Genomic DNA, 26,576 nt, shown 5'->3' on the forward strand with positions numbered 1-26,576 from the left:
TCTTATTTCGATTCCGCAAGCTTCACTTTTTCTTTATCCTTCAACTGATTTTGGCCAGATACGACAAGCTGCTCTCCTTCTTTGACGCCGGAGATGATTTCTTGGTTCAATTCGTTGAGTCGTCCGAGCTCGACTTTCCGTTTCTCTACCGTGTCGCCTACAAGAACGAACACGAAAGTATCACCGGATTCGCGCACAATGGAAAGCGTCGGAACGGTAAGAACAACCTGCTCCTGCTCGGTAGTAAGCTGTACCTGCACTTTCGTGCCCGGCTTAAGCGCGCCGTTCGGATTGGCGATCTCCAGCTCCAGTTCATACGATTTGCTTTGGGCATCCATCGATTGGGACAAATATTTGATCGGCGCTTTCGCCTTCTCGGCGCTGCCGGATACGTAATAAACGAGTTCCTGCTTGCCTCGCACCAGCTTGGCGGAGCTTTCCGTCAGTTGGGCTTTGATCAGAATCGGGTCCAACTGCTGCAGATGGCCGATTTTGGTGCCGGGCTGCACGGTCATGCCGACGACGACCGGCAGCTCCGTCAAAATACCGGATACCGGAGCTTTAATGTCCAGATTGGCGATGCTCCGATCCAACTCCTTCATGGACAAGGAAGCGGACTGCACCTGCGTCTCCAGCGCCGACAACGCATCTGTCGTTTCCAGCGTTTTTTGTTTCTGCTTGAGCAGGTCCAGATCGAGCGTCTGGTTTTTCCAAGCGGTTTCCGTCTGCTCCAGCTGCTGCTTCGTAATCAAACCCTGATCGTAGTCGTTTCTTGCTTTATTGTACGTCTTGGTGATATCCTGCAAAGCTTGCTCCATTTTTTTGACCCCATTGGCCATTTCCGTTTTGCTGTCGGTAAAATCTTTTTTGGCTTTGGTCAAAGCTTGCTGGCTGCTTTGCAATTGGAGCGCGACTTTATCTTTTTGCAGCTTCATGTCAACCGGATCCAACCGGGCGATGACGTCGCCAGCATTGACCTGGTCGCCCCGTTTCACGGTAAGCTCCTTCACGTCTCCGCCCGCCTTCGCGATGACATCAAGCTGGGTGGCGGCCACTACATCGGCAATTTGCTCCAAAGGCTCGCCGATTTTTTGCTTGGCCAGCGGTTGCACCTTAACGCTCTTGATCGTCTGCTCTTGGGCGGCCGCCGGGGCAGCTTCCTTGCCGCCCGTCGTGCAGCCGGCTGCGACGGCTACAGTCAGTACAAGCGCTGCGGCGATCTTGGCGCCGCTCCTGAACGATTTTCTTTTCAATCGGGATTGTCTCATCTTCGCCTATGCTCCTTTATTCTGGTACCCAATGGCGCAGCTCCATACCCCTTCTAAGGACCGGCAGCCTGAAGATTCCGAGAACGGAACCAGCTCCTTTGCGCCATTGTGTACGAGTACGTTTCGTCAAGATTAGATTGCGGGTTCCTTCACGGCGGAAGCTTTATTCTTATTGATTTTCCGCGAGCGGCGGACGAACAGCAGCTCGTAGATGATCGGAACGACTACCAGCGTGAGCACGGTAGACGTCGTGAGGCCGCCGATAACGACAACGGCCAGACCTTTGGAAATGACCGTCCCCTTGGACAAACCGAGCGCCAGCGGCATCAAGGCCATAATGGTCGCACCGGCAGTCATGATGATCGGTCTGAGGCGCGTAACGCCTCCCTCGATCAAGGCATCGCGTACGGTGTAATCGTGATCGCGCAGCTGTTGGACGCGGTCGATCAGAACGATGGCGTTCGTGACGACGATACCGATTAGCATGAGGAACCCGATCAAAGACGTAATGTTGAGCGATTCCCCGGTGACGAGCAAACCGAGCAGTCCGCCGATAGCGGCGAGCGGCAGGGAGAACAAGATCGCGAACGGGGCGCGAGCGTTTCCGAATGCCAATACCATGACGAGATATACGATAAAGATCGATGCGCCCATAGCCATGAACATTTGGCCAAAGCTTTCGTTAATATCGTCGGACACCCCGGATACTTCACGGCTGACGCCTGTCGGCAGTTCCACCTGATCCAGCGCGGCGGATACTTTGGCGCTCACTCCGCCTTTATTCGCGCTGTCGATTTTGGCCGTTACTTTGACGACTTGCATTTGTTTCTCGCGGCCGATGCTGACCGGAGCGTCGATCTCGCTTACTTTGGCGATATCCTTCAGATCGATCGTCGTGCCGAGCGGAGTACCGATCGGAATATTTTCCAAATCTTTCAGCGAACTCTTAAACGATTTGTCCATCTCAAGCTTGGTATTGTAGGTGACATTGTCAAACTTGATGTCTCCCAGATCTTCTTTGCGCGTCCACTTATGAACCGCGTCCATCACTTGAGCGGAGCTGACTCCGTACACCCTGGCTTTGTTCGGATCTACGGTAACTTCCACTTCCATCTTGGATTCACCGAGACTGTCCTTGATCTCGATCAGTTCAGGGAACGATTGCATCTTCTCCTTGATCAGCGCTGAGGCCTGCTTCAGGTTCAGCAGATCGTCGCCCTTCAAGGCATAGGAGAAATCCGTCCCGCCTCCGCCGTCGCCACCGAACGAAATAAGCTGGCCCTCAACTTTGGAGCCCTTCGGCATATCGTCCAGGAAAAGCTGCTTGTATTCCTTCATAGCGTCTTTGGCTTTGACTGTCTTGCTTACTTCCGTAAACACCGTCGATTTATAAGGAACCCGATCGGTACCGAAATCATAACCGACAAGCGCCTCTACATACGTAAACTTCGGATTGCCGGCGTTGTCCTTGGCTGTTCTTAACATTTCTTCGATCCGCTTCATTTGCGCATCCATCGTCTGGATCGACGTTTCGCGCGGCATTTGCAGCGTAAAGATCATTTGACGGTCGGCTTCGCTTTCCGGCATGAACGCGGAGGCTAGCTGAGGTACGACCAGAATTAAAGTAAGTACGAATAATACGGCGGATAAGAGCAGCGTTTTGATACGATTGTTGAGCGTCCAGATGAGCATCGATTTGTAAGACTTCGTCATCTTGCCAACTTTATGTTCATCATGAAACGGTATATTTTTTTGCCGCAGCACGAGCAGCTTCGCCAACATCGGGATAACCGTCAAAGCTACTACGAGCGAGGACAGCAGCGCGCATGCGAGCGTCAGCGCGAATGGGCGGAACACTTCCCCGACTACGCCGCCGACGAAGGCAATCGGCGCGAATACGCCGACCGTTGTAATCGTCGAAGAGGTAATAGCCGACGATACTTGCTTCGTAGCCAGCTTAATAACCGATTCATTGCGCTCTTGCGCTTTTTGCAGCTGACTGTAAATGTTCTCGATAACGACAATGCTATCGTCGACGACCCTGCCCACGGCGATCGCCATCCCGCCGAGCGTCATAATATTAAGCGATATATCCAAACCGGACATAAATAATAGCGTAATGAGGATCGACAGCGGAATCGATACGAGTACGATAATCGTCATCCTTATGTTGCGCAGGAAAATGAGGATCATCAGTGAGGCAAGAATGGCGCCCAATCCGCCTTCGCGCACCATACCGTCAATGGAATGCTTGATATCGGTAGCAGCGTTGTAGATAGAGTGGAATTTGATATTCGGCAGCATCTTGTGCCAGTTCTCGATGAGTTTATCCGCCGCGTTGCCGAACTCTACCGCGTTGGCGTCCTTCGTCTTGTACAAGTGAATTCCGATCGCCGGTTTATTGTCCAGACGGGCGATAAACGGCGCTTCCGTAATAGAGGTTACACGGGCGATCTGCTTCAGCAGCAAGGTTTCGCCGTTGGCAGTCGTCATCGGCATATTCTCGAGATTATAGACTGTGTCGATCTTCCCTTTGACCCGGACCATCTCGTTGCGTCCGTCAAACTCCACCGAACCGGCGGGACTCGACAACAGAGCGGCTTGGATCATGCCCGAAACCGTCGTCGGCGTCAAGCCGTATTGCTTCAGTGCATTGGCGTCCATCTTGATCGACATCTGCGCTTCCTGGTTGCCGATCGAGTCGACGTGGTCCGTGCCTTGAATACCGTTGAAGCCCGGCAAAATAATGTCCTTGTAGATTTTGTCCAGCTCGGTCTGATTCATCCCGTTCTCGCCGTACACCGCCATGTAATAAACGGGCTGGGAAGCAAAACCGAATGTCATTACCTTGGGTTTCTCCGCGCTTTGCGGAAGCTTGACGTTCGCAACCAAGCTTTCAATATCCTTCTTGGCGTCGTCCAATTTGACGCTCTGCTCCAGTTCGACGACGATCTGGGAGTAGTTGTCGGCCGAAGACGACGTCAAGTTTTTCAACCCTTTGACGCCGGTCAGCGATTTTTCCAACGGTTTGGTCACCTGGTCCAATACGTCCTGGGGAGGCGCATTATACTGGGTATTGACCATCACCACGGGAAACGAAATATCGGGCATGCTTTCCACTTTCAACGTACCTGCGGAATAGATGCCCCCAACGGTCAGCAGCAATACCAAAATAATGACCGCCGCAATGTTTTTCATAGAAAAATCGGTCATGCGATTCATTCGATTTCATCCCTCCCATACGAAACTTGCTTTTTCTTTAGCCGTGCCCCTGTGCCTTACGTCTCAGATATGTATTCCATCCCCTATTCTAAGAGTGAAGCGGTCGAACCAAAAGAGGCTGGGGACTGTTGTTGCACCTAGACCTAAGACCGGGATTCCCCCTTCCGCCTTCTATTTTTACGCAGCTTGTCCACCGTGGTTTCAGACGCTTTCATAGACAAGATTTTGGCACAAAAAAGCGGCCCCACACAGGGAGCCGGCTTTCCATCGGGACAAGGACGAGGTTACTCGTCCTTTTTGTCCTCCACTTTCTTCTCTTTGTCAAAATCGAGCTTATTGGCATCAACGCCATTGTTTTGCGTATGGATGTTGATTTTGGGCTCTTCCTGGGAAGAATCGCCGGAATCCGTCCCCGTAATCGAGCCTTTCTCAAGCAACTCGATAATTTGGTCTTTGTCAAGCGTCTCCCGCTCGAGCAAAGCGTTGGCAACCAGGTGAACCTGTTCGCTGTGCTTTTGCAAAATTTCTTTCGCCCGCTCGTAGCAAGAGCGAATGATTTGCTGCATTTCCTTGTCGATCTCGTAAGCGATGGCGTCGCTGTAGTTCTGATCGTGACCGATATCGCGGCCCAGGAATACCTGACCTTGCGAATTGCCAAACTGCATAGGGCCGAGCTTGTCGCTCATCCCGTATTCGACAATCATGCTGCGGGCCATAGCCGTCGCTTTTTTGAAATCGTCGTAAGCTCCCGTACCGATTTCTCCGATGAACATCTCCTCGGAGACGCGTCCGCCCAACAGACCCGTAATCCGGTCCAGCAGCTCGGACTTGGTAGCCAACAGCCGGTCCTCGCCTTCCTTCGGAATGCTGAGCACGTAGCCGCCCGCACGACCGCGCGGAATGATCGTTACCTTATGCACGACGTCGGCATGCCGCTCGTAGTACCCGATAATCGCATGGCCGGCCTCGTGGAAGGCGATCGTCTTTTTCTCGCGATCGCTGACTACCCGGCTCTTCTTCTGCACGCCGACGATGACCCGGTCGAACGCTTCCTCGACCTCGTCCATCGAGATGTCTTTGCGGTTGCGCCGCGCCGCGATCAGCGCCGCTTCGTTCAGCAAGTTCTCCAGATCGGCTCCGCTGAAGCCGGTCGTATAGCGTGCCAGCGAATCGAGCCTGACGTCTTTGTTAAGCGGTTTGTTGCGGGAATGCACTTTGAGTACGGCTTCGCGTCCTTTGACATCCGGACGGTCTACGGTAATTTGACGGTCAAACCGTCCAGGACGCAGCAAGGCCGGGTCCAAAATATCGGCACGGTTCGTCGCCGCAATAATAATGATACCTTCGTTGGCGCCAAAGCCGTCCATCTCGACGAGGAGCTGATTGAGCGTTTGCTCCCGCTCGTCATGGCCGCCGCCCAAGCCGGCACCGCGCTGGCGTCCGACCGCATCGATTTCGTCGATAAAGATGATGCAAGGCGAGTTTTTCTTGGCGTTCTCGAACAGATCGCGTACGCGGGATGCCCCGACGCCGACGAACATTTCCACGAAGTCGGAACCGCTTATGCTGAAAAACGGTACGCCCGCTTCGCCGGCAACAGCACGAGCCAGCAGCGTTTTACCGGTTCCCGGAGGTCCGACAAGCAAAACGCCTTTCGGAATCCGCGCGCCAAGCGCCGCAAACTTCCGCGGATCCTTCAAAAACTCGACGACCTCGACGAGCTCTTGCTTCTCCTCGTCTGCGCCCGCCACATCATCGAAGGTGACCCGTTTCTTCTCTTCATTATAAAGGCGTGCCCGGCTCTTGCCGAAGTTCATCACCTTACCGCCGCCGCCTTGCGCTTGATTGAGCAAGAAGAAGAACAGAATGAAGATGATAACGAACGGAATGATCGACGTCAGGAACGTAATCCAGACGTTGTCCCCCTCCATCTTCTCATGGACTTCCTTCGTAATGTTGCTCTGCTCAAGCAACTCGATGACTCGGGGATCGAATGGAGCATGCGTCTCAAAGAGCGGCTTGTCTGTACTTGATTGCTTGAACTTGCCTCGGATCAAGTACGTGTAGCCGTCGAATTTCACCGCTACTTCTTCGATATTGTTATTTTTCAATTCCTCACGGAATTTGGTGTACGTAATGGTCTGTTTCGTATCATTCTGACTGCTGATGAAATGCACGATCCCGACCGTGACTAAAAATATGATCAAATAAAATCCGGTATTACGGATGATTCGATTCATCCCCTACCTCCTCTCAGGCGACACACGCAACTTATTTTAACACAGCATGTCTGGCGTTCACAACAAAGCGGAGCGCCACGCGCAGACGGCTTACGGCTTGGCGTAAACCTCGCGCTTCAGAATGCCGATATACGGCAAATTCCGATATTTTTCCGCGTAATCAAGCCCGTATCCGACAACAAATTCATGCGGAAGCGTAAAGCCTTTGTAATCGGGCTCCAACTCGACCGAGCGACCGGCCGGCTTGTCGAATAGCGTCACGATCGATACGGACAGGGCATTGCGGCGTTCGAGCACATCGATCAGATAGCTTAAGGTAAGCCCGCTGTCGATAATATCCTCTACGATCAGTACGTCGCGTCCTTCGACCGGAACGTCCAAGTCCTTAATGATTTTGACGACGCCGGAAGACCGGGTCGCCTGCCCGTAACTGGAAACCGCCATAAAATCGATTTCGAGCGGTATCGTCATTCGTTTCACCAAATCGGACATGAACACGAACGCGCCCTTCAGTACGCAGATCACGAGCGGGTTGCGATTGTCGAAATCTCGGCTTAGCTGCTCGCCCAGCTCGTTCACCTTGTGCTGAATTTCTTCTTCGGTGAACAGAATGCTTTGAATGTCATTTTGCAAACATGGACCCTCCTACCCTTATACTATGAAAGCATGAATGACCGCATTCTCGGCAGAGCTCGCGCTTACCGTTCCAGAGGACAGGCATCCATGACGAGTATCCGCGACGTTCGTCCGGATACAGTCGCATGCGCCGATCTGCGCATGCCGGGGATCCATATGATGCGTCCTGCCGCGTCAAGCAGCAACGGTATACGGTGCCTTATCGCCGGAGGAACTTTTTCATCAATGAACATATCTTTTACTTTTTTCGTCCCCTTTAAACCGAACGGCTCCATACGGTCCCCTGGCTGGCGGCTGCGCACTTTCAACGGCAAAGCCAGCTGATCGAAATCGAACCAGACTTCCGTTTGGCATGTTGGCACGACAGGTACGGACGCTTCAATAAGTTTCCATTGCAGCTCCACTCCTGCTTCGGCCAGCGCCAACGTACCGTCGGTTCCCGCGATTGCGTATTCATAATGCTCCGGGACCGGCAGCGTCTGCATGAAGACGACATGGTCGTATTCGCGGACGAGCTTGAGCCGTTCGTGCAAATCGAGCACGATTGACCTGCCTTTTTCCTTGGCAATAGCGTTACGAATCGTTTCAATCCGGACATAATCGGAAAGATCGGCTTCCGAAAAAACATAATTTAATATTAGTTTAATCAGACGCCTTTGTAAAGCAACGTGCAACCCGGCAAAACGGCCTGCATCAAGGCTGCACTGCACTTGCTCCTCTACCCTTCGGACCGATACGAGCTTGTCGAAACGTTCATGGGCCTCGGCCTCCATCCAGTCGTCTTCCGCCCGCATCGTATCGGCCAGCCGATTTAACGATTCAGGCAGTCTCTCGTTGTAGCCCTGCAAAAACGGCATGACGTCGAGCCGTACGGCATTGCGAAAATATTTGCGCTGCTCGTTGCTGCTGTCCCGGCATGTCGGAATATGCTGAACCGAGCAGTAGCGCTCGAGTTCCGATTTGTATATACGTAGGAAAGGCCGAATTAGTTCCACTTTTTTTTCGCTTCGCTTCATAGCCATCCCAGCCAGTCCGGACGGTCCGGTCCCCCTCAGAAGGCGCATAAGCACCGTCTCGGCCTGATCGTCGGCGTGATGGGCGAGTGCGATCGCCCTTGCCCCGTGCCGTGACGCCGTATCGTGCAAAAACGCATAACGTTTCTCCCTCGCAGCGGCTTGGGCGTTGTCGCCGCTTCCGGCGATATAAGCCGGCAGATCGAAACGGCCGATATCGCAAGGAATGCCCAGCGAGTCCGCATAGGCGGCGACAATCCGTTCTTCCTCCCGCGATTCCTCCACGCGGAAGCCGTGGTTTACATGGGCGGCGATAAGCCCGAATCGCCATTTTGCGGCAAGCCGGGCCAGCACATGCAGCAGAGCCATCGAATCGGGCCCGCCCGATACGGCAACCACGATCCGTTCTCCCGGCTGAGTCAGCCTACCGTCACTCAGCGCGGCATCCACTTTATCCTGCAATTCCATTATGGGCACCTTTCCGATTAGAGGTTGACAAGACGTATTAACCATTCTGCCACATTGTCCAAACAACCGATACGAATAAACCGATCGAGGCGATAAAAGCCGCCTTGATCCATAGTCCGATATCGCCTTTACGGGGCGACGGGACGACTCCGCCAGCTTCGATAGCCCGCTTCCACTGCTCCGCGCCTTCCTTGGCGTCCGCAAGTCGGCCCAACAGCGCTTTTTTCAAGATCGGCGCCACCGGTCGGCATAACGGACTTTCTTCGACGAGCTTGCATAAATCGTCGACCGTCCGGCTTTGCGGCAGCGAACGGGACAATGCTTCCAGCTTCTTCTCCATCCCCGCCAACTGCAGGCAAAACACGGCAAAGCCGAACAGGTCGTACCCGTCGTCCGCCACCCGCTCGCCGGCATTCCAGAAGCCGCGGTCGTATAGCTCGGTAAACTGCTTGACCGAACGTCCCTTCTCGGTTACGCCGCCATAGTCGACAAGCTCCACCTCCCCGTAGCCGGATACGAGCACGTTCTCGGTCTTTAAATCGCCGAAAACGTACCCTTGCCGGTGCAGGGCGTGAAGCTTGCGAAGCACATTCAATCCGATCATATACAACCATTCGGGGCCGTTCTTGGCCATATAGCGTCGCGGGATATGCCCGCGTATGTATCTCATCACGTAAAAAGGATAGACCGTACCGCCGATCTCCACATCGTCGGCATCGTGCAGGAACGGGTGCGGCGACTTCTTGTCCAGCTCGCGGACGATATTGACCTCCATTTGCAGGTCGATCGCGTCAAAGCCGAATTTGAGTGCATAAGACTGGCCTCCCGACTGCACGAGAAACACTTTCCCGTTAGCCCCCTCGCCGAGCAGTCTGTCGATCCGGTAGCGCCGCTTATTCCATTTGCCGCACACCGAAAAGCCTTCCGTCAGAACCGCTTTAGACGATGTAGTCACTTAATATCCCATCCCCGCTGCCCGACCTTGATAGGGATCCGCTCAAGCGCCTCTCTGCGTGCGAGCCTTGCGTGGGCGCGGCTTGGTCGTCCGCGATATACCGGATCGCTTTCATCAATGCAGGACCGGTAGGCGTCGTCCCCTTCATGTTTAATTTATAGAACATATCGTTCGTTTTTGCAAGATCGGTCGTCCAACCGGCCATCAGATCGGCCTCGGTATCGCCGGGAAAGCGCATGACGGCCATCTCGCTCTTCCCCTGCCGCGCCCGCAGACTGGTCAGCAAATCCCGGCAAGCTTCCTCCACCGCATTCAGCTTCGGTCTCATGCTGGCGCTCGTATCAATCAGCAGGGCAACTTGTAAAGAACTCGTCTCGCTCAGCTCGTCAATCAGCCGCACCACCGGTCCTCTCCGGTCCGGGGACAGCTTCTCTAGCGCAGCCATGGGTCCCATCAATTGCCGCAACTCCTGCTGCACGGTTTGGCGAATCGTCTGCACGACGGTTTTGCGCGTAAGCATCTGCACCGTTTCCGCCAAAGCGCCCGGTGCGACGATTCGGCTCATGCCTCCCCCCGCCCTGGCGATTTCGGCAATTTCCGTCGCTCCACGTTCGCCCATATCGCTCCCGTCGACTATGCCTACCACATTGACTACAATACCCGACTGCTGCGCATGGGCAGCCGCCACAACCGGGCTTATTCCTTCATTGGAGCATCCGTCCGTAATTAATACGATTTGCTTCATGTATATAGCCTCCCCTGGCTAAAGATGATTCTATCGTCTAGTATTTCCATGATAGTCACGGGATAATCCGGGGGACGCCGCAAAGCCCCGATCTCCATCTGCCGCAAGCGGCTAAGGAGACAGGGGCGTTAACCGCCTATTCATTTTTTCATTTTTCGTCATAGGTTACGTTTCTCTCGTTCAGCTCACCGTCCTCGGCCGTTCGAAGCTGGTCATCCCCTGCCAGCGGAAGGTCGCCCACTCAGGCTTATACTTCTGAATGCGGGCAACGACAACGGTCATATCGTCCATAATTTCGCCCTGCTGGTAGCGTACGATCGTGTCCAGCAAACAATCGGCGAACAGCTGCGGATCGGTCTCGTCGATCTCTTGAATCATGCGCTTCATCCACATCTCCTTGTTGACGGCCGGCCCCGGCGCGTCGAATATGCCGTCGGTCATCATGATCAGCGTATCCCCCGGCTGAAGCTGCATCGCGATCAGATCGACCTCAATGTCCTGCAGGATGCCGATCGGCAAATTATTTGCGGATATTTGAATGACCTCCGTCCCCCGCTTGATGTAGCTCGGCGTCGAGCCGATTTTCATAAACGTCGTTTTGGCGCTGTACTGATCGATCAGCGCTACGTCCACCGTGGCGAACATTTCGTCGGAGGAACGGAGCATCAGCACCGAATTGACCGATTTAATCGCCAGCCTCTCGTCCATGCCGGATTGCAGCAGCTGCTGCAAAATCGACAACGCCGCGCTGCTCTCGGCACGCGCCCGTTCCCCGTTGCCCATGCCGTCGCTTATTGCTACGGCGAATTTCCCGTTACCCAGCTCCACCGTGCTAAAGCTGTCGCCAGACAGCAAATCCCCTCCCTTGGCTGCGCCCGCGACCCCCGTCTCGACCTCATACTCTTTGGCGGAGCAAAACAATACGGTGGCAAACCCGTCTCCTCGGCTCGATACCTCCTCACTGCGCACTGCGATATTCTCGCCCAGAATGTCGGACAGCAGCGGCGCAATAATTTTCCGGCACTCATCGAATCCTTTCGTATATTGATGAATAATTTCGATTTCCACATTGCCTTCATCGAGGCTGATAATATCGATGGCGTGGATGGACAAGCCCAAATTTTCCAACGCCGAACGGATCTGCTCCTCCTGCAGAAACAACTCGTGCCCTTCGCGCTTAATCTCCTTGGCCAGGTCCTCCATGACCTGGGACACGCCCGTCAGCTGCTCGGCCACCAATTGGCGACTCTCCTGGATTTGCCGCTTCCAGTGCAAGTCATGCTTGAACAGCTCGTATTGCTGCTTCATGATGCCGAGAACCTGATCCGATCTGACGCACAGCGTCTTCCACTCGGCGGGGATGTCCCGCTTGGACATCGTCCCCTTCTCGTCGATCATGGCCATCATGTCGGACATATATTTATAGGTTTGATAAAATTTGTCGTCCCAGCATTGCTTGCGCTTCCAGCAGGTCGAGCACGCTTTGCCGGCGACGGAGTTCATAAAATGGCCGACCGCTTCCTCCTTCGCCTTGCTCTCGTCCATGTGCGTCAGCTGCTTGAAGCTGCGCGATAGTTGGCGGAACACCTCCGAGAACTGCTCCACCCGGGTTGCGGTAATATTTCTCACCCGCTTCGCATAATCATGCTGAGACTTCATATTTTCCTGCGTGCCCGGCACGTATTTGGCGATCGTCTGGATAAACCCGCGCGGCGTCAGCATGAACAGCAGCACGGCGACGACCGATTCCCAAGTCGAGCTCATCACCTCCGTCTGGCTGCCGATGTAGATCGACAGGATGGACGAGCCGAGCAGCATGCCGAATGCGACGGCCATCCGATTCGCTTCCTTGAGCAAGCCGGCGAGCATGCCGGAGAACGCCAGCAGGCTCATCTGATACACCGCGCTCACGTCGGCGAGACTCAGGATCAGGCCTGTAATGACGCCGACGGAGGCTCCCAGGGGGGCCCCTCCCACTAGGGCGAAGAGTAGAATCAAATACCGGGAAAGCACGTGCTCCACCGATACCGTTTGAATGATCCAGCCCACTGTGCCGGTCATAACCGAGCCGAGCAGGATGATCAGGCAGATGATCTCCTCGTTTTTTAGCGCATAGTTTTTTCGCGTTAGCGTAAAAACCGGTATCGCCTGTATGAAAATAAGCGTCAGCACGAAGCTTAGCGCAGCCTCCACGGCCGTCAGCATCAGCGTATACCACGTTAGCTCGGACGTGACGATACTGCCGAATAACTGCACGGTGAAGGCGGACGTAAAAACGATGATCGGCGCATACGATAGCTCTGCCCGCTCGTATTTTTCCAACCCCTTTTGGATAAGCAGAAACACGAGTATTTCCGTTACGATATAGCCGGTTTTCATCTCGAAGGCGAACAAGCTGCCCGCTATGAGCGACACCCCGACCCAGCGGATCAGATCCTTGCGGATGTAGTAGACTACCGCGAAGTAGGCGACCGCAAACGGAGCAAGCTGCTCCAGAATCATCGCCCTTCCGAGTAGAAACGCCATGGCCACCAGCAGAAACGCCCATTTGCGAGCAATCACCGATTGGACGAACCGATTTTCGATCAAAGTCCGTTTGCTCCCGTTTTTCGCTTTTTGCAGCTTCCCGCCCCAAGGCGAGGTTTTCAGATCAAGTACATTCCATTTGGACATCATGGGAACACATCCTTTTCGTTTTCTTGTGTTCCCTATTATAAAAGCATGTCTAGCATAAAGTTTGTCACAATGGGTTGATAGACGGAAAGAATTTTCCGACAAAAACGGCCGATGCCGCGCAGACCCCGCGAACCGTTGCCCGGCGGGCCAAGTTTGCCGTTTCCGAAAATGTCTCATCCCCCGTACTTTGCAGCGAGGCGAACATGTGCTTCCCCGGCAAAGACCGCGCCAGCGTAAAACAGTGTCGATTCGCAACCGTTTGCAGGAGTTGTCCGACAAAAGCATACAATCCGGAGCAAAATGCCCGGTAAACATGCAGAAAGCCCCGCACACGCCGGAACGTGTCGGGGCTTTCCTTGCGCAAGGCGCAAGCGGAATATGTCTGGAATAGCGGCAGAGGGGATCGAACCCCCGACCTCACGGGTATGAACCGTACGCTCTAGCCAGCTGAGCTACGCCGCCATATCAATTGCAAAGTATACCCGACAGGCGGGTAATTGTCAAACCAAAAACGCCGACGTCCTGACGGACTGCCGGCGTACCATACATGTGTAACGGGCTTGTGCACGCTTAAACGCGGCGCGCGCCTCTTCCGCCCCGTTTGCCTTCGGTGTTCTTCTTCAAATTCGAGATGCGCTCTTCGCTGTCTTTGAGAAAGCGGGACATCTTGTCTTCGAACGTCAAACGATTTGCGGTCGGTTTAAAGGGGCGACCCCCGCGATCGTTGCGATGACCTCCACGATCTTCGCGATCCCGGTTAAATCCTCGCTCGGGACGTTCCGGGCGTTGTTGTTCTCCTGGCGGCTTGTCGACTGCTTGGCGAATGGACAGACCAATCTTGCCGTCCTTGTCCACATTAATGACTTTCACCAAGACTTTGTCTTCCAGCTTAAGGTGATCATTGACGTCCTTCACATAATTGTCGGCAATTTCGGAAATGTGAACGAGACCGGTCACGCCTGCCGACAGCTCAACAAAAGCTCCGAAATGAGTAATGCCTGTCACCTTGCCTTCCAACTTGGTGCCCACTTCAATTGCCATAGAATGAAACGTTCCTCCCTAAAATATGTTGGAAATAATCTCTCATACCTATCCATACGCAATTCTCGCAACTTTTGCGACGGCTCAGGCCAAAAAAAGTTGCACCAACAGGCAGGCGATGTGAGGATCGGATATGGAGATTATACAGGATCGACAACCCAAAGGTCAATAAGGACGTGGGCTCACGGAGATTTGGGCGTGTAGAACAACGTCTCCCCAGGCTTTGAGTAATGGTATTCTTTGCGGATTTTCTGCAGGATGTATTCGGGATCGTTCAATCGATCGATTTCTTTTTTGTACCCTTCGTTCAGCTTGGTCGTCTCTTCACGCTTCTGTCCGAGCTCCTCGACCTGCGCGGCTTTCACTCCAAGATGACCTTGCTGATTCCACAAAATGAGAGCCGCCCAAGTCATGAAACCGACCATCGCAAAGGCGAGCAGCCGAACGCGGCGGCGAGCGCCTTTATTCGAGTGTTCCGGATTCCCGGCCTTCTTCGCTTCGCGCATGGCTTTAACGGTTCACTCCCATTCCTTGGTTTATTGTCCGTCCTTGCCGAACAACCAGCGCTTGACGGCTTGTACGACCCGGACGAACCATCCGGCGACGCGGTTCCACCCGGCCGGAATATGCAGCCGCTTCAGAAGCGGTCTCAAAAGAAACCGGCCCAAAGCGAAAAACGGATACAGCAATTGTAACACAACTTTTCCGAGGAATATAGAGATGGCCCACAAAAATCCCAAAAGCACGATCACGAGCCTGTACAGCAACAGTATCGGCTTAATGAACACGACCTCGACCGTTTTCACCAAAAAACGGAAAAGCGCCTTTACCGTTCGAATGCAAAATCGCACGAAACGGACGGTAAAGCGGCTTGCAAACCGGAAGTAGAGCCACACGCCCAACAACAACCCGAGAAACACATACATACGGACTTGTCCGTCATTGCTGTACAACAGCGCCCGGAAGACGAAGAGGGTAGCGATCATCCAGTAGCCGATATCCAGCAGGGGTACAAGCCAGCGGGGAGGCCTCAGTTGTCCGGATAAGACGCGGTACACGTCGAACAGAATGCCCATGAACGCTCCGCTGCCCGCCATGACGGATAATGTCAAAAACTGAATGTGCAGGTTCACTTGAACAGCTTTCCGAGAAATCCTTTGGACTTCTCTCCGGAATTGGCGTCCAGATAAGTGAGGCCGTGCACCGTCCCCTCAATCGCTACAAGGCCCTGCTCGAGATTCAAGTTCTTGATATGTAAATTTTGCCCTTTGATGGCCAAGAACCCGCACTCGGTTTCAAGCAAAAATTCCTCGCTGTCGAAGCTCTCGACATTCAACACCCCGGATATTTCAAGCAGCTTGCGGTTAAGCATCTTCACTTCCTGGCGCTTTTGTTTGGCTGTATCGATCATGACATATACCCCTCCCTCTAGGGCGTCCGTCTTCCGACGGGACGTTCCGGCCTGCTTGTGCCGCCGTTCCGTCGGACAGACTCCTAGGACTAGAATATGGGGAGGGATTCGGGTTTAGAACCGCTGTACAAACGAAAACCGGCCATAATGGCCGGTTCTTTGTACGCTCACAAGGAATCCTTATGCGTTTGTTCGTTCAATACGGTGTACATCTCGCCCGCTTCTTCCTTCCGGGTCGTTTCGGCAATGCGCTCGATCCGCACCGTCACGCTCTTCTGGCCGAAACGGATGACGAGTTCATCCCCGACCTTCACGGTGCTGCTTGCCTTCGCTTCCCTTCCGTTAATCCAGATCCGTCCTTGGTCGGACACGTCCTTTGCGACTGTCCGTCTCTTGATGAGTCTGGATACTTTCAGAAACTTGTCGAGACGCATTATTTTACAGCTTCTTTAAGCTTGTTGCCTGCTTTGAAAGCAGGAACTTTGGAAGCAGGGATCTTGATTTCCTGGCCCGTTTGCGGGTTGCGGCCCGTACGGCCGGAACGGGTGCGGGTTTCGAACGTGCCGAAGCCAATCAGTTGAACTTTGCCGCCAGTGGACAAGGTATCGGTTACTTCGCCAAGAAAACTGTTCAATACGGACTCAACGTCCTTTTTGGATAATCCGCTTTTGGCAGCAATGTTGTTTACGAGATCTGTCTTATTCATCGTTAAATTCCTCCTATAAGGTTGGCTTGAAGCTTTCCGCAAGAAAGCTGAGTTTGCCCTGGCTATTTGCCTGCACGGTACTATGTATTCTTTGTCAGCCAGAAAAATCCTTCTACGATCCCGCATTTTTCGAAAGTTTTTTTGCTTCCTGCCATAAAAACTCCATCTCCTGCAGGCCGGTTTGATCCAATTTTTGCCCTTTCAGACGCAGTTGGCTTTCGATATAGCCGAATCTGCGGACAAATTTTCCGTTTGTCGAAGCGATCGCTTCTTCGGGGTCAATCCGCAAAAACCGGGACAAATTGACAACGGCGAACAGCAGGTCGCCGAGCTCCTCGAGACGCTGGTCCTCGGGGGCTTCCTTCAATTCGGCCAGCTCCTCTTCCACTTTGGCGTATACTTCTTCGATCCGCTCCCAGTCGAAGCCGACCTGAGCCGCCTTTTTCTGCAGCTTGTACGCCTTCATTAGCCCCGGCAAATCGCGCGGCACCCCCGCCAGCGCGGATTGCTGCTGCGGATCGATGCCTCGGCGCTTCTTCTCCTCGGCTTTCATCGCATTCCAGTTGCGCAGCGCTTCGTCGGCATCGTCGGCTCCCAAATCGCCGAAGACATGCGGATGCCGGCGAATCAGTTTCTCGTTCAGTCCGGCAATGACGTCCCAGACGTCGAATGCCCCGGTTTCCGCCTCCATCTGGCTGTGCAGCATGATCTGCAGCAGCAGATCGCCCAATTCCTCGCACATCGCCTCCGGATCGTCGTCGTCGATCGTTTCCAGCACCTCGTACGTTTCCTCGATCAAATTTTTGCGGATGCTGGCATGTGTCTGCTCGCGATCCCACGGACAGCCGTCGGGACTGCGCAAGATGTCCACAATTTCCCGCAGCCGCTCGAACGAACGGTTGCGTACCGCTTCCGCATCGGTGCGGGGGACCCAGATCAGGGACAGATTGCCGTAGCCGTCGAGCCGATCCAGCTCGTACAGGGGCACTGTAACGATCGTCTCCCGTCCGGCCAAGCCAAGCTCATGGCCGACCGTCACTTCATAATCGTCCGGATACACGCTCATCAGAAACAGCTTCGCGTCGGAAGCGGTATGCGCGTCGTACACTTGGGCGATAAGGGCATGCATGCGCGGGTCGACCGCCGCCCCCGAAGCGGGCAGCGCGGTGGCGTCGAACAGCGAGAAGCCTTCGATCGGATCGAAGCCGAACCGCGAGAAAGCCTGGTCGAGGAAGCTTTCTCCGCCGGTTACAGTCAGCGCGACGCCTTCCTGCGGGCACCGTTCGCGCAGCAGCCTCGTAGTCGACTCCGCGACCATCGGATGCCCGGGAACGGCGTAGACGATGCCGGAGGAGCTGTTCCGCGCCAGCCGCAGCAGCTCGTCCACGATCGCCTCGTACACCGACTCGAACGAATCGTTCGCTTCGTACAAACTGTCGAACGGATGCACCTTCACTCCATTCCGGGTTACATAATCGATGACCGGATGCCGGTCGGTGCGCACGTACAACGGATCGGCCGACTGGAGCGTTTTCCAGGCGCCGAGCGTCAATTGGTTTTCATCGCCCGAGCCGAGCCCGACGACGGTAATGGATGGGGACATAACGCAAACCTCCTTCAGGTCGAAATGATGCGCAAGCGGCGCAGGACGGGCAGCAGCCGTTTCCCCAGCTTGGGCACGGCGGACAGTTCCTGAACGCCGACGGCGCCGGTGCGGAATAGCATAATGCCGAAGACGACCGCTCCGCACGCCACGGAGAAGACCGCTACGACGGTTTGCCGCCAACGGTAAGCCATATCGGGCCAGACGTAAACAAGCAGCGCGTCCAGCGCCACGACGATGGCGGCCGTAACGATCGCCATAACGGCGGTCGCCAGCAGCGGCTTCCACACGAACGTCCGCCACGACAGGCGAAGCAGCTTGTACGCTCGCAGCCGCAGCAGGTTCAGCACGGCGGCAGCCGCATAAGCGGCCACAGCGGACAGCGCGGCGCCTTCGATTCCCCAGCGGGGAACGAGCGCGACGTTCAGCCCGACCTTGATCGCGGCGGCCGCCAGCAAATAATAAGCGGTGGACCGTTCCGCGCCCAGCCCTTGCAGAATCGTCCCGGACACGATCTGTACGACGCTGAAGACAGCCGTCCAGGCTAAAATCATCATCGCGGCGTATCCTTCGGTGTCCTTGTAAAACATCACGTTCAACGGGATAGCGGTCACGGCCATACCGGCCGACGCCGCCAGTCCGATTAGCCAGACAAGCCTCAGCGACGCTTCGGCGCTGCCGCGGACATCCGCCAGCTTCCCCCTCGCCTTCGCTTCGGACAACGCCGGCACGAGCGCTACCGACATGGACGAGACAATCATCGCTACCAGTTGAATAAGCGGAAGGCCGTGGTTGTACAGCCCGAATTGAGCCATGGCGCCCGCTTCGTCGAATCCGTTAAGCCGGAGCAGCCGGGGCAGCGTGAACGTGTCGGCCAGCGTCAGCATCGGCAGGACGACGGAGCCGAGGCAGATCGGCAGCGCATAGGCAATGAATCGTCGATAGCCGACCGGCGATACAGTCCGGGCCTTTACGGCGGAATGCGATGTTTTCTTACGGCCGGAAGACGCCCGCACTTCCTTTACCCGGTGTGCCTGCCAGTATCCGCACATGACCAGCAGACCGGCCAGCGCGCCCGCAGCCGAGCCGAACATGGCGCCCGCCGCTATGGAACCGTCGGACGCTCCCGAGCCGACAAGCGCGAACAGGAGCGCCACCATCACGGCCACGCGAACCGATTGCTCCGCCACCTGCGAGACGGCGGTGGGGACCATGTTCCCCATCCCCTGGAAGTAGCCTCTGAGCGCTGCGAGCCCCGGCACGAAGAACAGGGCGAATGAAACGCTGCGCAGCGCCTCCTCCGTATGCCCGTTGCCGATCCAGCCGGCCAGCGTGCCTGCTCCGCCGTATAGCAGGACAAAGCAGCCGAGACTGGTGACAAACGATAACTTGAGCGCCATCGCTAGAACGGCCCTCGCCCCTTCAGGCGAGCCTGAAGCCCGTTCTTCGGCGACAAAGCGGGACACCGCAATCGGAAAACCGGCCGTGGCGATGAACAAAATAAGCGTATAGAGCGGATAAACCGCATTATAAATACCGAATACGCTGTCACCCGCCACGTTCTGCAGCGGAATTTTTTGCAGCGTACCCAACAGCTTGGATACGACGGCAGCCGCGCCAAGCACAAAGGCGCCCTTGACGATCGCCCTCGCGGGGACCGGGGGCGGGTTAGAACCTTGCTGCATACGCTTCCCCCTTTAAGCTCCCTGACGCGTTCCTCACTATTATAGCCGATCGGGCTCCTGCCAGAAAGCGCCCCTATGCAACCCATCGCAGGCAATGCAAAAAAGCTTGCCTGCGAAGCTCCTTGCGCACTTCACGGGAAAGCTTTTATGGGAATGCCGATGCGGTTACTGCTCCATCTGTTTGGCGAGGAACCCGGCAGCCGTCTCCGCCATCTTCGACTCCATCTGCCCCATCTTGACGGTTTCGTCCTTGCTGACGAGAATGACCGAACCGATCGGATCGCCGCCCGCGACAATCGGAGCGATGACGTACGAGCTGTAGGTCTCATTCAGATCCTTGCACAGCTCGTATTGCCCCGCGCTCGTCTCCAGCGTGGCTTTGCGGTTCTCCATGCTCGCCTCTACGGTCGCTCCTACGGATTTCTCCAAATATTCCTTCTTCGATCCGCCGGCAACGGCTATAATCGTATCCCGATCGGATATCATGGTAATATGGTTTGTGCTTTCAAATAACGATTCGGCATATTCCTTGGCGAAATCGCCCAGTTCGCCAATCGGGGAATATTTCTTAAGGATTACCTCGCCGTCGCGGTCGACGAATATTTCCAGCGGGTCTCCTTCGCGAATTCTTAACGTACGGCGAATTTCTTTTGGTATGACAACCCTGCCCAAATCATCGATCCGACGAACAATTCCAGTTGCTTTCATAGTTCTGGTTGCCTCACTTTCCAATGATGTTTAATGTGTGATTTGTATAAGCATAATCCTTACAGGGGGGCGTTTATTTAACTTTTGTAGTCTGCCCATAGTATGTTACTGCTCCCATTTTCTTATACAACTCGGCCAAAAAACAACAAAGACGCCCGTTCGCGGGCGTCTTTGTCAAAAGCTTTATTTGGCTGCAGGCTGCTGACCGTTGTCGGACGTTGCCGGAGGAGTCGTGCCCGCATTCGGGGCAGCCGGCGGAGCTTCCGCTTTAGGAAGCTTGTCCTTATCGATATTCTCGATCATGGCCGGCAGATCTTTCTCGATGAAATTCGAGACTTCCGTCTCGGCCAATTCCGATTTGATTTCCCCTTTGACTTCGTCGATCGTTTTCGACGAACGGGATTCGACCTTCATGACATGATAACCGAACTCGGTCTCCACCGGATCGCTAATCTTGCCGATCGGCAGCTCTATGGCCGCTTTTTTGAAGCCCTCGACCCAACGGCCGACCTCTTCGTTTTCGTACTTCCCGCCGTTTTCCTTGGAGCCGCCGTCATCCGAATACTCCTTGGCGATAGCGGCAAAGTCGGCGCCGCCGTCCAGCTTCTGCTTCACTTCCTGAGCGCGTTTCAGCGCCTCTTCTTTGGTGCGGATATCCTTGTCCTGATTTTGGTCCTTAAGCGCTACGAGCACGTGGCTAACCGTGGCGATCGTATAAGCGTTGGCTTTCGCGTTCTCCTCGTACTTGGCCTTCACTTGATCGTCGGTCACCTTCTTCTCGGCGTCCCCGAGCACGAGAAGGCTTTTCAAAATATAATCGTTGATGTCGCTCTGCGAAATATTCGCGCTCTTCAGCTGAGCGTCAAGGGCATTCTTGTCTCCGCTCTGCTGCACGAAATATTGGTTGATCTCATCGAGCTGCTGCTTCGTCTTCGTCTCCGCGTCCTTCTTGGACTGCTCGTCCGCTTTGGCGCCGAGCACCTTGAAGGCGATCAGCTGCTTCATCATATAGTCCTGGAACATCGGATCGGTTTCGAACTGGGCGTACATCGGGTTAAAAAACTTGACGGAACCGACGAAGGAATCATATTCGCCTCTCGTTACTTTGCCGTCCTTATAAGTGGCAACCACCTCGGTGCTCCCTGCAGTGGTTCCTCCTGCCGAATTTTTATTTTCTTTATCTTTACCACATCCGGTCAGTGCCACTGCCGCCACGATGAAGGCGGCCAGTACGATGGACAACCGACGGGCAGTCTTGCTGCGTTTAATTGGCAACATGGCGTAACTCTCCTTTCGACTTTAGAGCCTCTTTGTATTGTACCAGAAAACGTTCCAGCATTTCGATGGAGGCTTCTGGTTTCAATCCCTTGCATTTCATTTGGATGACGATCTGCGGTCCGGCGATCAGCTTGACCCGCCCTTCAAACTGGGCAGACAAAGCATGCAGCCGCTGGCCGTCCAAATTGCCGTTTTCGCTCGAGCGGATCTTGAGTTGGATATCATCTCCCTTTTGCGAAATCGACTCGATTGCATAATCGGCCCCGTATACTTTGAGACGGGCAACGGCCAGCAGGTTAATCACCGCTTGAGGCAGGGTGCCGAACCGGTCCTCGATTTCCTCGTACATGTCGTTCGCTTCTTCAAGCGTCTTGATATTAGCCACTTTTTTGTAAATCTCAATCTTCTGCATACTATCATAAATATAGTCGGACGGTAAATAGGCATCGAAAGTGAGGTCGATCAGCGTCGGCGCCGACACGCGCTCCTCTGGCTGCTCGCCGTGCAATTCGGCCTTGCGCTTGGCGATCTCCTCGCCGAGCATTTGCGTATACAAGTCAAAGCCGACCGAGGCGATGAACCCGTGCTGCTCCGCCCCGAGCAGGTTGCCCGCGCCGCGGATCGCCAGGTCGCGCATGGCGATTTTGAACCCCGAACCGAGCTCGGTGAACTCCTTGATCGCTTGCAGCCGCTTCTCGGCCACTTCGGTCAGCACCTTGTCGCGCTGGTAGGTGAAATAGGCGTAAGCGATCCGGTTCGAACGTCCGACGCGACCGCGGAGCTGGTACAGCTGGGACAAGCCCATTTTGTCCGCATCGTGCACGATCAGCGTATTGACGTTCGGGATATCCACCCCGGTCTCGATAATGCTCGTGCTGACAAGCACGTCGTATTCCCCGTCGAGGAAGTCGAGGATCGTCTTCTCCAGCTCCTGCTCGGACATTTGCCCGTGGGCGACCCCGACCTTCGCATCCGGCACGAGATACGAAATTTGCTCCGCCATTTGGTTGATGCCCTGCACGCGGTTGAACAAATAATACACTTGGCCGTTTCGCGCCAGCTCCCGTTCAATCCCTTCGCGGATCAGCGCATTGCTGTGCTCGACCACGTACGTCTGGACGGGGAAGCGGTTTTCCGGAGGCGTCTCGATGACGGACAAATCCCGGACCCCCAGCATCGACATATGCAGCGTGCGGGGAATCGGGGTAGCGGTCAGCGTCAGCACGTCCACATTCGTCTTCAGCCTCTTCAGCTTCTCTTTGTGCGAAACGCCGAACCGCTGCTCTTCGTCAACGATCAGCAGCCCCAGATCCTTGAACACGAGGTCGGTGGACAGCAGCCGGTGCGTTCCGATCACGATATCGACCGTCCCTTGCTTGACGCCTTTAATCGTATCCTTCTGTTCCTTTTGCGACCGGAAACGGCTAAGCACCTTAATCTGGATCGGATAGTCGGCAAACCGCTCGCGGAACGTCTCGTAATGCTGCTGGGCGAGAATCGTCGTGGGCACGAGCACGGCTACCTGCTTGTTATCGATCGCCGACTTGAACGCCGCTCGGACCGCGACCTCGGTCTTGCCGTAGCCGACGTCCCCACATAATAAACGGTCCATCGGCCGGGGAAGTTCCATATCTTTTTTGATTTCTTCGATCGCTCGGAGCTGGTCCGGCGTCTCGTCATAAGGGAACATTCCCTCGAATTCCTGCTGATAGGACGTGTCTTTGTTAAAGCCGTAGCCGGACGCCACTTGACGGTCGGCATACAGCTTGATCAGATCGTCGGCGATATCCTGCACGGTGCTGCGCACCTTGCTCTTCACTTTCGCCCAATCGGCTCCGCCGAGCTTGTATACTTTCGGCTCTTTCTCCTCAGAGCCGACGTATTTCTGGATCAGGTCGATCTGGTCGATCGGCACGGACAACTTGTCGCCGCCGGCGTACAAAACATGCATGTAGTCTTTATGGATGCCGCCTACCTCGAGCGTACCGATTCCGACGTATTTGCCAATGCCGTGATTGACGTGTACGACATAATCGCCGACCTTCAGCTCGCTGTAGTTTTTGATCCGCTCCGCATTGTCGATCTTCTTGTCGATTTTGCGGACTTTGCGGTTTTTTTGCGTGAACATCTCGCCCTCGGTGATGACCACCAGATGGATCGAGGGCAGCTCGAAGCCTGCCTGCAGATTGCCCTTGAGGATAATCGGCTCGTCGATCTCGTAGTCGCTCAGCACACGGCGTACCCGGTCCACGCGCTCTTCGCCGTTGGCCAGCACCATGACGCTAGCGCCAGTCTTTTTCCAGCGCTCCATCTCCGATTTGAGCACGTTCATCTGCCCATGGAAGTTTTGCATCGCCCGGCACATGAAATTAACGATATTTTGCGGCTGCGTTTGCGGCACCTGACGCAAAAATAAAGAGACGTACAGCGTGGAGAACGCCGTGCGGTGCAAAATGGTTTCGTACGTTTTGGCCATCGCAAAGCCGGGCAGCGATTTGCCCTCCTGAAGCAGGTTCGTCAGCCATTCCGCTTCGTCCCGCTCCAGTTGCTTGGACGTCTCGAAAAGACGACTCGGCTCGTCGATAACGAGGATCGCGTCCTTCGGCAAATAGTCCATCAAAGTATGCCGTTCCGGATACAGCAGGCCGACGTATTTGTACAATCCGGCAAAAAACTGATGCTCCCGCAGCCGTTCGATCTCATGTCCGATCTCTTCCTTCAGCCTATCCTTGACCTGACGATCGGTCATTCTCGCCAATTGCTCCTGAAGCAATTCGAAGGCATGCTGGGCTGCTTCGTGGAAGCGTTTTCTTTCGGCTATAAGTTCCTTGCAGGGCGTTATGACAACCGTGTTCAGTTTATCGATGGAACGTTGGTCTACTGCATCGAAGCTTCTTATGGAGTCTACCTCCACATCGAACAGCTCGACGCGGAAAGGCGTTTCGGACGTCAGCGGATAAAAGTCCAATATTCCTCCGCGGACGCTCATCTCGCCCTTGGATTCGACCCGTTCGACCCGTTCGTAGCCGAGTTCCACCATGCGTTGCAGCAGCGCGTCCAGCTCAAGCGAATCGCCGACCTTGATCTCGATCTGCGCCTCGCGGAACACGTGGCTCGGCGGCAGCAGGCGGCGAACGCCGGCGAACGGCACGACAACGACGCCGCGGAAGCCCGCAGCCAGCCGGGTTAGCGCATCGATCCGCTGGGCGAGCGTTTCGGGGCTCGCGATGGCGGTCTCCGTAACGACCAATTCGTTCGCCGGATATAGAAGCACCTGATCCTCCGGCAAACATTCCAGCAAATCTTCGGTCATCTTCTGCGCCGAAAACATATTGTGCGTCACCACGAATACGGGCCGGTTCAGCTTGACGGCCAGCGCCGACAAAAACACTTGCCGCGACGATCCGGCCAAGCCGGATATCAGCTGCTCGCGCATGCCCGATTCGATGCCGGTGACAATCGATAGAAACTCGCGATCCTCGGAAAAAGCACGGATCAATGATTGCAAAGGTATACACTCCTTTATGCGAGCAAACCAAAAAGAAAGCCTTGGACAACATACCGAGGCCTTGTTTCGCGTCAAAATCGAAACTTGAAGTTAAGCTATATACCCGCCCGCGATTCCGCCTGCTATTGGAGCGGACTGGCGACCAGGTTCAATTCCGGGTGTTCATCCAGCGCCTTGCGGCAATAATCGCACGTTAACTTGACGAGCACATCGCCACTCTGGTTATACGTAATTATATCTCCGCGTTCTTCGGGGGTCAAGAAATGGAACCCCAATTGCAATTCGTTCACCTGCGGATTGTCGATTTCCCCCATTGAAGCCGCGCAATGTCTGCATACATATTTTACAGCCATCGTATGCCCTCCTGACCGGTCCTGTGACTTGGCGTTGCGTTACTAGTATGAACCAATATACGCAAACTTAGCCGCTGCCGCAGAAGGAATCGTCCCGATCGCTCGCCGGGTGAGGTTTAGACGTTAAATTTCGCCATCGTCTTGTCGAACGGCTGTTCCAGCGAATATTCCAGCGCATCGACGGCCTTCTGGATCATGTCCGGCAAAGTCTTGCTCTCTTCCTTGGTGAAATCGGCCAGCACATAATCGACGATACTGAAGCCGGGGGACGGGCGGGAGACGCCGATGCGAAGCCGGTTGAACGTTTGCGTGCCGGCATGCTGAATGATCGACTTGATCCCGTTGTGCCCGCCTGCGCTCCCCTGATAACGAAGCCGGATTTGGCCGAACGGTGTATCCATGTCGTCATAGACCACCAAAGCGTCTTCAATCGGCACTTTATAAAAATCCATAAAGGCTCTCATCGATTCTCCGGACAAGTTCATATAGGTCATCGGCTTCAGCAAATATACCTTCTCGCCTTTCACCATCCCTTCGCCGACAAGCGCCTTGAATTTGCCGGTTGTGACCGAAATGCCCCACTGCTCGGCGGCGCGGTCGACAACCATAAACCCGACATTATGCCGGTTGTTCCGATAGGCGGCGCCCGGATTGCCCAATCCCACTATCCATTTCATCGCGCTTGAATCCTCCGTCAAAAAAAATTTTCCAACCATGCAACGATTCGGCCCATTCAGTTGTCTATGCTATATCATAATCCCAACAAAGGCGAGGGTGGAACTATGTATTCAAATGGCGATCACATTTCGGAAGACCACCATTTCAATGATCATATCCAACATCAGGTTCCTGTGCAAATTTATTTGGAGCATCGACACCGGGATATCGGTTATGTCGAGCGCGTCACCCACTCGTTCATTAAAGTTAACAGTACGTATTACAACCGTGGTCTGTATACGTTCGTTTCGCGGCCGGGCTATTGAGCCTGACGGTCAAGGCCAATGAAAAATAAGGGGTGAAGCATCCGGCATGGATGCGTCACCCCTTCGTTGTGATGCGG

At 54.8% G+C, this 26,576-nt stretch carries 22 protein-coding genes and 1 tRNA gene; 1 reads left to right on the forward strand and 22 read right to left on the reverse strand.

Annotated features, from left to right (window positions below; translation table 11 throughout):
• Positions 1-2: 2 nt before the first annotated feature.
• The 22 genes from ABD796_RS30080 to pth form a co-directional block, all read right to left on the reverse strand.
• Positions 3-1,268: an efflux RND transporter periplasmic adaptor subunit gene (locus tag ABD796_RS30080; protein ID WP_344915428.1), complete on the reverse strand. Its 1,266-nt coding sequence runs from the start codon at positions 1,266-1,268 to the stop codon at positions 3-5.
• A gap of 132 nt (positions 1,269-1,400) precedes the next feature.
• Entirely contained in the window at positions 1,401-4,490 is a 3,090-nt protein-coding gene (locus tag ABD796_RS30085) for an efflux RND transporter permease subunit (protein WP_344915430.1), read from the reverse strand.
• A 284-nt stretch (positions 4,491-4,774) separates the two neighbouring features.
• Positions 4,775-6,730 (reverse strand): ATP-dependent zinc metalloprotease FtsH, encoded by a 1,956-nt coding sequence (gene ftsH / locus ABD796_RS30090; RefSeq protein WP_344915433.1) that lies wholly within the window; start codon positions 6,728-6,730, stop codon positions 4,775-4,777.
• Between the two features lie 90 nt (positions 6,731-6,820).
• Complete coding sequence (gene hpt, locus ABD796_RS30095) at positions 6,821-7,363, reverse strand: hypoxanthine phosphoribosyltransferase (protein WP_344915435.1); 543 nt, start codon at positions 7,361-7,363, stop codon at positions 6,821-6,823.
• Between the two features lie 65 nt (positions 7,364-7,428).
• On the reverse strand, positions 7,429-8,847 hold the full coding sequence (gene tilS / locus ABD796_RS30100) for a tRNA lysidine(34) synthetase TilS (protein WP_344915437.1): 1,419 nt from the start codon (positions 8,845-8,847) through the stop codon (positions 7,429-7,431).
• Positions 8,848-8,884: 37 nt separating this feature from the next.
• On the reverse strand, positions 8,885-9,802 hold the full coding sequence (locus ABD796_RS30105) for a protein kinase domain-containing protein (RefSeq protein WP_344915439.1): 918 nt from the start codon (positions 9,800-9,802) through the stop codon (positions 8,885-8,887).
• A complete protein-coding gene (locus tag ABD796_RS30110) occupies positions 9,786-10,547 on the reverse strand; it encodes a VWA domain-containing protein (RefSeq protein ID WP_344915441.1) in 762 nt (253 codons plus the stop codon). Before ABD796_RS30110 ends, ABD796_RS30105 begins: the two co-directional genes overlap by 17 nt.
• Before the next feature lie 180 nt (positions 10,548-10,727).
• Positions 10,728-13,223: a stage II sporulation protein E gene (gene spoIIE, locus ABD796_RS30115; protein ID WP_344915443.1), complete on the reverse strand. Its 2,496-nt coding sequence runs from the start codon at positions 13,221-13,223 to the stop codon at positions 10,728-10,730.
• Between the two features lie 388 nt (positions 13,224-13,611).
• Positions 13,612-13,685 (reverse strand) — tRNA-Met (locus ABD796_RS30120).
• Positions 13,686-13,793: 108 nt separating this feature from the next.
• Positions 13,794-14,264 carry a S1 domain-containing RNA-binding protein gene (locus ABD796_RS30125; protein ID WP_344915445.1) on the reverse strand — a complete coding sequence of 157 codons (471 nt, stop codon included), beginning with the start codon at positions 14,262-14,264 and terminating at the stop codon, positions 13,794-13,796.
• A 182-nt stretch (positions 14,265-14,446) separates the two neighbouring features.
• Positions 14,447-14,770, reverse strand: a complete 324-nt coding sequence (locus ABD796_RS30130) for an FtsB family cell division protein (protein ID WP_344915447.1) — start codon at positions 14,768-14,770, stop codon at positions 14,447-14,449.
• Positions 14,771-14,800: 30 nt separating this feature from the next.
• Entirely contained in the window at positions 14,801-15,397 is a 597-nt protein-coding gene (yabQ, locus tag ABD796_RS30135; RefSeq protein ID WP_344915449.1) for a spore cortex biosynthesis protein YabQ, read from the reverse strand.
• A complete protein-coding gene (gene yabP / locus ABD796_RS30140) occupies positions 15,394-15,675 on the reverse strand; it encodes a sporulation protein YabP (protein ID WP_344915451.1) in 282 nt (93 codons plus the stop codon). The genes yabQ and yabP overlap by 4 nt, the downstream gene beginning before the upstream one ends.
• A 167-nt stretch (positions 15,676-15,842) precedes the next feature.
• Positions 15,843-16,109 carry an RNA-binding S4 domain-containing protein gene (locus tag ABD796_RS30145; RefSeq protein ID WP_344915453.1) on the reverse strand — a complete coding sequence of 89 codons (267 nt, stop codon included), beginning with the start codon at positions 16,107-16,109 and terminating at the stop codon, positions 15,843-15,845.
• On the reverse strand, positions 16,109-16,381 hold the full coding sequence (locus tag ABD796_RS30150; protein WP_344915455.1) for an HU family DNA-binding protein: 273 nt from the start codon (positions 16,379-16,381) through the stop codon (positions 16,109-16,111). The genes ABD796_RS30145 and ABD796_RS30150 overlap by 1 nt, the downstream gene beginning before the upstream one ends.
• Positions 16,382-16,493: 112 nt before the next feature.
• Entirely contained in the window at positions 16,494-17,984 is a 1,491-nt protein-coding gene (gene yabN / locus ABD796_RS30155) for a bifunctional methyltransferase/pyrophosphohydrolase YabN (protein WP_344915457.1), read from the reverse strand.
• 14 nt (positions 17,985-17,998) lie between these two features.
• Positions 17,999-19,669, reverse strand: a complete 1,671-nt coding sequence (locus tag ABD796_RS30160; protein ID WP_344915459.1) for a putative polysaccharide biosynthesis protein — start codon at positions 19,667-19,669, stop codon at positions 17,999-18,001.
• A gap of 165 nt (positions 19,670-19,834) precedes the next feature.
• Positions 19,835-20,377: a stage V sporulation protein T gene (gene spoVT / locus ABD796_RS30165; protein ID WP_344915461.1), complete on the reverse strand. Its 543-nt coding sequence runs from the start codon at positions 20,375-20,377 to the stop codon at positions 19,835-19,837.
• Between the two features lie 183 nt (positions 20,378-20,560).
• On the reverse strand, positions 20,561-21,655 hold the full coding sequence (locus ABD796_RS30170; protein ID WP_344915463.1) for a peptidylprolyl isomerase: 1,095 nt from the start codon (positions 21,653-21,655) through the stop codon (positions 20,561-20,563).
• Positions 21,642-25,163 (reverse strand): transcription-repair coupling factor, encoded by a 3,522-nt coding sequence (gene mfd, locus ABD796_RS30175; protein WP_344915465.1) that lies wholly within the window; start codon positions 25,161-25,163, stop codon positions 21,642-21,644. Before mfd ends, ABD796_RS30170 begins: the two co-directional genes overlap by 14 nt.
• 122 nt (positions 25,164-25,285) lie before the next feature.
• Entirely contained in the window at positions 25,286-25,516 is a 231-nt protein-coding gene (gene fin, locus ABD796_RS30180) for an anti-sigma-F factor Fin (RefSeq protein ID WP_344915467.1), read from the reverse strand.
• A 116-nt stretch (positions 25,517-25,632) separates the two neighbouring features.
• Complete coding sequence (pth, locus tag ABD796_RS30185; RefSeq protein WP_344915469.1) at positions 25,633-26,193, reverse strand: aminoacyl-tRNA hydrolase; 561 nt, start codon at positions 26,191-26,193, stop codon at positions 25,633-25,635.
• Positions 26,194-26,298: 105 nt separating this feature from the next.
• Here pth and ABD796_RS30190 point away from each other — a divergent pair, with 105 nt between their 5' ends.
• Positions 26,299-26,499 carry a hypothetical protein gene (locus ABD796_RS30190; RefSeq protein ID WP_344915472.1) on the forward strand — a complete coding sequence of 67 codons (201 nt, stop codon included), beginning with the start codon at positions 26,299-26,301 and terminating at the stop codon, positions 26,497-26,499.
• The last annotated feature ends 77 nt before the right edge of the window (positions 26,500-26,576 follow it).

This window comes from Paenibacillus hodogayensis, assembly GCF_039536325.1.
Lineage (GTDB): Bacteria > Bacillota > Bacilli > Paenibacillales > NBRC-103111 > Paenibacillus_AB > Paenibacillus_AB hodogayensis.

Coding starts and splice junctions, on each gene's coding strand:
- pth (WP_344915469.1), bottom strand. CDS start 26,193: ATGAAATGGATAGTGGGATTGGGCAATCCGGGCGCCGCCTATCGGAAC.
- ABD796_RS30170 (WP_344915463.1), bottom strand. CDS start 21,655: ATGTTGCCAATTAAACGCAGCAAGACTGCCCGTCGGTTGTCCATCGTA.
- ABD796_RS30145 (WP_344915453.1), bottom strand. CDS start 16,109: ATGCGTCTCGACAAGTTTCTGAAAGTATCCAGACTCATCAAGAGACGG.
- ABD796_RS30130 (WP_344915447.1), bottom strand. CDS start 14,770: ATGCGCGAAGCGAAGAAGGCCGGGAATCCGGAACACTCGAATAAAGGC.
- ftsH (WP_344915433.1), bottom strand. CDS start 6,730: ATGAATCGAATCATCCGTAATACCGGATTTTATTTGATCATATTTTTA.
- ABD796_RS30150 (WP_344915455.1), bottom strand. CDS start 16,381: ATGAATAAGACAGATCTCGTAAACAACATTGCTGCCAAAAGCGGATTA.
- ABD796_RS30085 (WP_344915430.1), bottom strand. CDS start 4,490: ATGAATCGCATGACCGATTTTTCTATGAAAAACATTGCGGCGGTCATT.
- yabN (WP_344915457.1), bottom strand. CDS start 17,984: ATGTCCCCATCCATTACCGTCGTCGGGCTCGGCTCGGGCGATGAAAAC.
- ABD796_RS30110 (WP_344915441.1), bottom strand. CDS start 10,547: ATGAAGCAAATCGTATTAATTACGGACGGATGCTCCAATGAAGGAATA.
- yabP (WP_344915451.1), bottom strand. CDS start 15,675: ATGATCGATACAGCCAAACAAAAGCGCCAGGAAGTGAAGATGCTTAAC.
- ABD796_RS30160 (WP_344915459.1), bottom strand. CDS start 19,669: ATGCAGCAAGGTTCTAACCCGCCCCCGGTCCCCGCGAGGGCGATCGTC.
- ABD796_RS30125 (WP_344915445.1), bottom strand. CDS start 14,264: ATGGCAATTGAAGTGGGCACCAAGTTGGAAGGCAAGGTGACAGGCATT.
- spoIIE (WP_344915443.1), bottom strand. CDS start 13,223: ATGATGTCCAAATGGAATGTACTTGATCTGAAAACCTCGCCTTGGGGC.
- ABD796_RS30080 (WP_344915428.1), bottom strand. CDS start 1,268: ATGAGACAATCCCGATTGAAAAGAAAATCGTTCAGGAGCGGCGCCAAG.
- ABD796_RS30190 (WP_344915472.1), top strand. CDS start 26,299: ATGTATTCAAATGGCGATCACATTTCGGAAGACCACCATTTCAATGAT.
- spoVT (WP_344915461.1), bottom strand. CDS start 20,377: ATGAAAGCAACTGGAATTGTTCGTCGGATCGATGATTTGGGCAGGGTT.
- fin (WP_344915467.1), bottom strand. CDS start 25,516: ATGGCTGTAAAATATGTATGCAGACATTGCGCGGCTTCAATGGGGGAA.
- tilS (WP_344915437.1), bottom strand. CDS start 8,847: ATGGAATTGCAGGATAAAGTGGATGCCGCGCTGAGTGACGGTAGGCTG.